The sequence below is a fragment of the Streptantibioticus rubrisoli genome (assembly GCF_024436055.1).
GTDB lineage: Bacteria > Actinomycetota > Actinomycetes > Streptomycetales > Streptomycetaceae > Streptantibioticus_A > Streptantibioticus_A rubrisoli.
The window spans coordinates 124,605-132,090 of the sequence record NZ_JANFNH010000014.1; the positions used below are offsets into that span (position 1 = coordinate 124,605).

Consider the following 7,486-nt stretch of genomic DNA (forward strand, 5'->3'; position numbering starts at 1 on the left):
GACCGCGCCCGCTGTGCGAGGCGGACGAGTCGCCTGTGGCAGCACATCGGCTGCGGCGAGGCCGATAAAGGCCAGGTGGTCGCGGGGATGGCGCTCGTAGCGGGGGCTGAGTCCTCGGTAGGCGACGGCTCGCCGGGCCGGTGCGCCAGCAGGCGTTCACGCCCGAGGCGTTCGGCGTCAGCCGATACCCCGGCGACCGGGCGGGATGCCCGGTCGCCTGCTCGGGGATCAATGGCACTTGTGGTGGCAATTGGATCCGGTCGGGGGCCGCCGGGTGGTGGTCGTTCCTCTCGGGGTGTCGCGCTTGGTCGGGGGCGTTGCCGCTGGCGGATGAGCCGAGGGAGACGGGGCGCCGGGTTCGTCGGTGGTGGGGCCGAGCGGCTCGGGTGCGGGGAACGGAACGTCGGGCTGCCCGGCCAGGGCGGCGCCCATGTACTGGGTCCAGATCGCGGTGGGGATGTCGCCGCCGAACACCTTCTGCAGACCGCCGACACCTTCCAGGGACAACAACCGCGGGTGGTTCGGGTCCTCCCTGAACAGGACGACGGATGTGGCGAGTTGACGGGTGTAGCCGATGAACCAGGCTGACTGGTAGTCATCGGTGGTGCCGGTCTTGCCCGCCGCCGTGCGGCCGAGTGCCTGGGCCTTGGTACCGGTGCCGCGGGCGATGACGCCCTGGAGCACGTTGGTCACGTTGTCCGCGACCGCCGAGGGCAGGGCACGCACCGGGGCCGGTGGGGCGAAGTCGGGCAGTGGGGTGCCGTCGTAGGTCACCTTGGTCACCGAGTAGGGCGTGGCGCGCATCCCGTCGGCGGCGAAGGTCGCGTAGACACCGGCCATCCGGACGGCGCTCGGGGTCGAGGTGCCGATGTAGAAGCCCGCACTGGGGGCGGCGAGGCTGTCAGCGTGTAGGCCGAGGTCCTCCGCCGTCGTCGCCACGTTGTGGTAGCCGACGTCCTCTCCCAGTTGCACGTACGGGGTGTTGACCGACTGCTCCATCGCCTTGCGCAGGTCGATGTAGCCCCAGGCCTGGTTGGTGTCGTTGTGCTGGTGGAGGTATCCGGAGGGGTCGTTGGTGTCGGTGACGTAGTTGCCCTGCTGGTCCTTGATCTGGATGCCGTCGTCACCGTTGAACTTGCTGGCCGGGGTGATCGGTTGAGCGGGCTTGCCGGGTTGCAGTACGGCTCCGTGCTGGAGCGCGGAGGCGAGGACGATCGGCTTGAAGGTCGACCCGACGGGGACGCCGGTGGTGTCGGCGTTGTCCGAGTAGTGCCCCTGGTCGAAGCCGGGACCACCGTAGACGGCGAGGATCTTGCCGGTCACGGGGTCGACGGAGGCCGCTCCGACCTGGACGTCGCGGTCGGCGGACCGGTGGGCGGGGTCGAGGCGTTCCTTGCTGACCTTGTCGACGGCCTGGTTGAGCTGGGCGGTCCGCCGCCGGTCGAACGTGGTGTAGATCTGGTAGCCGCCCCTGCTCAGGCTCTTGTCGGTGATGTTCTTGTCCTGCTGCTGCAGATATGACCTGGCCAGTGCCACCAGATAGCCGTTCTGGCCCTTCAGCCCCGAGCCGGGGGTCCACCTCCTGGGGACGGGGAAGTCGGCGGCGGTGTACTTGGCGCGCTGCTGCGGGGTCAGCCTGCCGATCTTCACCATGCGGTCGAGCACCCAGGACCAGCGCTCCTGCGCCTGCGCCCTGGCCTTGGGGTCGGAGTCGGCGTACTGGTAGAGGCTGGGCTGGTTGACGGCCGCGGCGAGGAAGGCTCCCTGGCTGACGTTGAGCTTCTGCACCGGGAGGTTGAAGTACATGCGGGCGGCTGCCTGCACGCCGTTGGCCTGCCGGCCGAAGAAGCAGGTGTTGAGATAGCCCTGGAGGACCTGCTGCTTGGGCATGGCGGCGCCGACCTTGGCCGATATCAGCAGCTCCTTGAACTTGCGGGAGATGGTCTGCGACTGGTCGAGGTAGGTGTTCTTGACGAACTGCTGGGTGATCGTCGAACCGGACTGCACGGAGCCGCCCTCGGCCATGTGCAGCACGGCGCGCAGGATGCCCTGGGGATCGATGCCCGGATCGGTGTAGAACGACGAGTTCTCCGCGGCAAGGAAGTCCCACTGCACGTCCAGTGGCACCTGGCCGAGCGTGACGTTCTGCCGGTTGACGCTGCCGTCGGTCGCCAGCACGGTGCCGTCGGACCAGTAGTAGACGTTGTTCTGCAGCAGCGTCGAGGGGTTGGGGTTGGGGATGGTGACCGAGGCGTAGGCGTAACCGACGAACGCCAGCGAGGCGCCGCAGCACAGCAGGAGCGTCGCCAGTGCCTGCCGTAGCGACGGCAGCCAGCGGCGCGGGCCGGTCCGGCCGGAGCGCGGGTAGTCGAGCCACCGGCGCCCGGTCGGCGCGGCTCTCGGGGCGCTGCGTCCAGCCTGTGGTCTGGCGGCCGTACGCGGTGCGAAGGGCCACCGGGTCAGGGCGGCACGGCCGCCCGGGGCGCGGTGGCCCAGGGCGGGGGTTCCGTCGTTGTCGCGTTGCGGTGGCCGTCGCCGGTTACCGCTCATGGCTGAGTTCACCGTCCTGTCAGTACCAGTGGGGGATGTCGGGTGGGGTGTGCTGCGGTGCCGGGGCTCACGTCGCGTCGGCGGGCACGGCGGGTTCGGTGCCCACGGGGGCGCGCAGGCTCCCGTACCGCTCCATGCGCTGCCAGCGCAGCCGGGTGCCCGCCACGGCGGTGAACACCGACTGGATGACCACGAGATACATCAACTGCCGGTAGACGAACTGCTGTAGCGGCAGGCTCCACAGCGGCCCGGGCGGCTCACCGTCCAGCCGGAACGCGTACAGGCCGATCAGCAGCTGCAGCAGCAGGAAGGCCAGCCACAGCCCGATGATCCGGACCGGGTCGAGGAAGATCAGACCATAGAGGGCGAAGATGTCCACGACGGGCGCCAGCAGCGGCATCAGCACCTGGAACAGCAGCAGGTAGACCAGGCCCCGGCGGCCCAACTTGCCCGCCGCGCCACGCTGCACCAGCGCGCCGCGGTGCTTCCACATCGCCTGCAGGGTGCCGTAGCACCAGCGGTAGCGCTGGCGCCACAACGCGTTGAGCGAGGCGGGCGCCTCCGTCCAGGCCTTCGCGTGCTCCTCGTACACCACGCGCCAACCGGCCCGGCACAGGGCCATGGTGAGGTCGGTGTCCTCGGCCAGGGTGACCTCGCTGACGCCGCCGAGGTCCAGCAGGGCCCGGCGACGGAACGCGCCGATCGCACCCGGTACGGTCGGCATGCACTCGGCGAGGTCGAACAGGCGGCGGTCGAGATTGAAGCCGACCACGTACTCGATGTGCTGCCAACGCCCCAGCAGGCCGCCGCGGTTGACGACCTTCGCGTTGCCCGAGACGGCGCCGACGCCGGGGTCGGCGAAGGGCTGCACGATCGTCCGGACGGTGCCGGGTTCGAAGACCGTGTCGCCGTCGACCATGACCACCAACTCGCACGAGGCCGCGGCCAGTCCGGTGTTGAGCGCGGCGGGCTTGCCCGCGTTCTGCTGACGGATCACCCGCACCGGCAGGCCCAGGGATTCCACCAGGTCCGCGGTGCCGTCGGTGGAGCCGTCATCCACCACGATGATCTCTACCGGGTTGTCCGAGGCGAGCAGTGAGCGCACGGCCGCCTCGATGCCCGCACTCTCGTTGTACGCGGGGACGATGACGCTGACCGGCTCGTTCACCGGAAGCGCCCAGGGCTGGTCCCTGCGGCGGTTCCGCAGTCGCCGGTGGCGGCGGGCCGCGACCAGTACGACGGCCGCGCGCAGCACGCTGATCGCCCCGGCCGCGTACATCAGCGCGCCCAGCAGCCACACGACCCAGTTGCCGCCCTGGAGCGCCCAGATGAGAGCCGTTCCCTGCACCCGGTCGCCGGTCCCCGCGGCGCGTACCGGGTCGGCCATGCCGACTGCTTCGCTGACCGTCGCGAACTGGTAGCCGTCCGCCTTGAGTCGGGGCAGCAGGGTGCCGAGCGCGGCGACCGTCTGCGACCGGTCGCCGCCCGCATCGTGCATCAGCAGGATCTGCCCGCGGTCGCCGCGCGGTGTGGCGTTGGCGATGACGCGGGCCACACCGGGCCGCTGCCAGTCCTCGGCGTCCTGGGTGGAAAGGACCGTGGTGTACCCGGCCGCGGCGGCCTGCTTGAGCACGGTCCAGTCGGCGTTGCCCAGCGCGTCGTTCTCGGAGGAGTACGGCGGGCGCAGCAGCGAGGTGGTCACTCCGGCCGCGCCGACCACGGCCAGTTGGGCCTCTCGCAGCTCCAGTGAACGCTGCCAGGGGGGAAGGTTGCTGAGGTTGGGATGGGCGAAGGTGTGGACGCCGATCTGGTCGCCGTCGGCGACCATCTGGCGGACCAGCTCCGGGTGGGCGACGACCTGGGTCCCGACGAGGAAGAAGGTCGCGTGCACATGGTTGCGGCGCAGTATGTCCAGAATCCGGGGCGTCCAGACCGGGTCTGGGCCGTCGTCGAAGGTCAGCGCGATGGTGCGGGATCGCACCCGGGCGGTGTGCGGGGAGGTGTCGGCGTTGGCGATCACCGGGCCGCCCTGGGCCACCTGTGCGGGCACCGCGTCGCTCGCGCCCCGGGCACCGGTCACCTCGTCCGGTGTGATGCCGAACATGTGGTGGGTGTAGCCCTGTAGCAGCAGGGCCGCCGAGAGCGTCACCGCGAGCACGCTCAGCAGCAGCCAATGGGTGCGCGGGGTGATCTGACGGACGCGGCCGTGGCGGCGTCTGTGGGGATTGGTCACTTCAGGTGCTTTCGGGGTCACTTCAGGGGCTTGTGGGACCGGCCCCTGGGCGTGGCCTTCGGTGCCGGTGCCGCGGTGCTGGGCCACGGGGTGGGCGTGGACGTGGTCGCCGGGGGCGCGGCGGAGTCCTTCGGTCGGGCGGCCACCACGTGGACGGAGGTGCTCTTCGCCGTGGTGCGGCTGCGGGCTGAGGGGGTGGGCCGTGGCGAGGCGTCGGGCGCGGCCACCGAGGGATGCGGCGTCGGGCTGGGCGGGTCGGGCAGCGGCACGAACGCGGAGCTGAGCGCGGGGCCGCCCAACAGCGTGCTGGCCAGCAGGGCCATATAGCCCCCAGCGGGGATCACCAGCAGCCGGGCGGCCCGCCGCACGCGGCGCTGGCGCCGCCCGGAGGAGTCGACGAACACCGGCTGCGTCGCCTCGTCGTCGGATGTGTCCGGGCTGGACGGCTCGTAGCCCGGCGGCCGCACGGTGTGCGGCCCGTCCCAGGCGGATTCAGCACGATATGTCTCGTACGCGAACTCTCCATAGGTTTCTCGGACTTGGTCGTCCCATGGCAGGAATCGCTCCGGCGCCCAGGGCATCGCGACCGTGTCGGCGGTGGCATGGGCGCCGCACTCGTCTCCGTACTCGGGTGCGTACGGGTAGGAGTGCGTGCTTCCGTACGGGTCCGTTCCGTACGAGCTGCCACTTTCGTCCGTCCACTGCACGGGTTGTGTCCCCTGTCCTGGTCGACCCACTCGGCCGACCGCCCCATAAAGAGCCGACTCGGCCGCAGGTGTTACACCCCACCCCGTAGCCCCCGGAACAGGCTGTGAGAAACCATGAGTAATCGGGCTCGTGGTGTGGCGGCACCCGTGACGTACGGCAGGATGACCACCGTGCGCGAGGCGAGGAAGTGGGACGAGGCCGCCCTCACCCATGCCGTGCACGCCGCGCAGGACGGTGACGAGGAGGGCTTCCGACGCGTCTACCGGGCGCTGCAGCCGATGCTGCTGCGCTACGTGCGCACGCTGGTGGGCGGCACCGACGCCGAGGACGTGATGTCCGAGGCGTGGCTGCACATCACGCGCGACCTGCACACCTTTCGGGGAAACGGCGAAGGGTTCCGGGCGTGGGCCGCCAAGGTGGCCCGCAACCGGGCACTCGACCACCTGCGGCGCTCCGGCCGCAGACCCCTGATCGGCGGCGACGAGAGCGACCTGTTGGAGTTGCCCTCGATCTCCGACACGGCGGCCGAGGCGCTAGAGGCGGTTTCGACCGACCGCGCACTGGCACTGATCGCCAGCCTTCCCCGCGAACAAGGGGAGGCCGTCCTGCTGCGCGTCGTGCTGGGGCTGGACGCCAAGCACGCCGGACGCGTGCTGGGCAAGCGACCGGGCGCGGTACGCGTCTGCGCCTACCGGGGAGTGCGGCGGCTCGCGGAAATGCTGCGCGCGGGCCGGACGCCGCAACCGGTGATGGGCCGAGCGGCGATGCGGAAGGACACCGCGTGAAGAACGAAAAGCGGAACCCGGTGGACGACCGCACGGCCGAGCAACTGCTGCGCTGCGAAGCGGAAGACTTCGTCGACGGCGGCGAACTCGGCACGCTGTCCGCGTTGTTGCGGGCGGCCGGTGCCGACGATCCGTCGCCAGCCCACGGGGAGGATGCCGCGGTGGCTGCCTTCCGGACCGTGCGGGCGGGCCTACGGAGGCCTCGTCGGCGGCGGTTGACCGGTTCGTTGCGGGCGGGCGTCGCCGCGGCGGTGGCGGCGACGCTGTTCGGCGGGGTGGCCGTGGCCGCCCAGACCGGCGCGCTGCGCCTGCCGTTCTCCAGCGGGCACGGGCCGGGGCCGGGCGTCTCCGCCCCGGCATCGGCCCGAACTTCGACGCCACCGGTGCCCACGGGGGTGCCCGACGGCGGTGGGCACGCCAGCGCCTCCGTCGGCGCGCCGACGCCCTCCGGGAGGGCGGACCCACACGATGGCGCGCAGTCACTTCGCGGCCTGTGTACCGCCTACCGGGCTTCCCACCGGCACCAACCCGGCGGCATGGACCGCCTGATCCAGGCAGCGGGAAGCGAGGCGGCAGTCGCCCACTACTGCGCCACACTGCTCGGGTCGGCCAGCGACAAGGGCGGCCACGGCGGCGGCAAACAGGGAGGCAGGCCGTCGCCCACGGACGGGAAGGGGAAGTGACGGCGAGATTCGCTTGCTGGCGCTGAGGCAGTCCCCGATGAGCTTGTCTTCTTCTACCAGGCGCTGGTGCCAGGCGGGCAGAGTGCGTGGGGTGACGATCCGGTGGCTGCCGAGGGCATGGGATAGGAGCCGTGCGAGTGTGGCGAGCAGCGCTCGGTCCGGCCAACTGGGCTTCGGGGCGGGCGCCTGTCGGCGCAACCCTCTCCAGGGGACCAGAGCCAGCGGCGCCCCGCCAGCGCTGGCTTCGCCCAACGGGCTGCGGTGGCGGATCTGGGGAGCTCATCCCATCCTGAGGTAAGGAATGTCCAGCGGTACGGCCACGGTGGTCCCGACAGGGACGCCGTCTGACGTTCACGGTCCACTCGGCGCGTGCCGACCCGGGCGGAGAAAGTGAACCGCCATGTCAGAGCAGGAACCAGCCAGCACCGCGCCCCGGTCCGGTGGGGCGGAGCGCAGTGACTTCGGGCGCCGGGTGGCCGCGCGGCGTCAGGAGCTCGGGCTGACGCGGGACGAGGTGGCCGCTCGGG

The 7,486-nt window shown here is 71.2% G+C and carries 5 protein-coding genes; 2 read left to right on the forward strand and 3 right to left on the reverse strand.

Going from position 1 to position 7,486, the window contains the following annotated elements:
• Nucleotides 1–228 precede the first annotated feature (228 nt).
• The 3 genes from NON19_RS15325 to NON19_RS15335 all read right to left on the reverse strand — a co-directional run bounded on the left by NON19_RS15325 (nt 229) and on the right by NON19_RS15335 (nt 5,490).
• Complete coding sequence (locus tag NON19_RS15325) at nt 229–2,550, reverse strand: transglycosylase domain-containing protein (protein WP_255928368.1); 2,322 nt, start codon at nt 2,548–2,550, stop codon at nt 229–231.
• A 67-nt stretch (nt 2,551–2,617) separates the two neighbouring features.
• Nucleotides 2,618–4,783, reverse strand: coding sequence for a bifunctional polysaccharide deacetylase/glycosyltransferase family 2 protein (locus tag NON19_RS15330; RefSeq protein WP_255928370.1), 2,166 nt, complete (start codon nt 4,781–4,783; stop codon nt 2,618–2,620).
• Between the two features lie 17 nt (nt 4,784–4,800).
• Entirely contained in the window at nt 4,801–5,490 is a 690-nt protein-coding gene (locus NON19_RS15335) for a hypothetical protein (protein ID WP_255928372.1), read from the reverse strand.
• Nucleotides 5,491–5,652: 162 nt separating this feature from the next.
• On the opposite strand from NON19_RS15335, the gene NON19_RS15340 reads away from it, so the two are divergent.
• Nucleotides 5,653–6,276, forward strand: coding sequence for an RNA polymerase sigma factor (locus tag NON19_RS15340; RefSeq protein WP_255928390.1), 624 nt, complete (start codon nt 5,653–5,655; stop codon nt 6,274–6,276).
• Nucleotides 6,273–6,959: a hypothetical protein gene (locus NON19_RS15345; RefSeq protein ID WP_255928374.1), complete on the forward strand. Its 687-nt coding sequence runs from the start codon at nt 6,273–6,275 to the stop codon at nt 6,957–6,959. The genes NON19_RS15340 and NON19_RS15345 overlap by 4 nt, the downstream gene beginning before the upstream one ends.
• The last annotated feature ends 527 nt before the right edge of the window (nt 6,960–7,486 follow it).

What these genes read in the sequence shown, in the direction of transcription:
- NON19_RS15325 (WP_255928368.1), bottom strand. Translation starts at nt 2,550, where the DNA reads ATGAGCGGTAACCGGCGACGGCCACCGCAACGCGACAACGACGGAACC.
- NON19_RS15340 (WP_255928390.1), top strand. Translation starts at nt 5,653, where the DNA reads ATGACCACCGTGCGCGAGGCGAGGAAGTGGGACGAGGCCGCCCTCACC.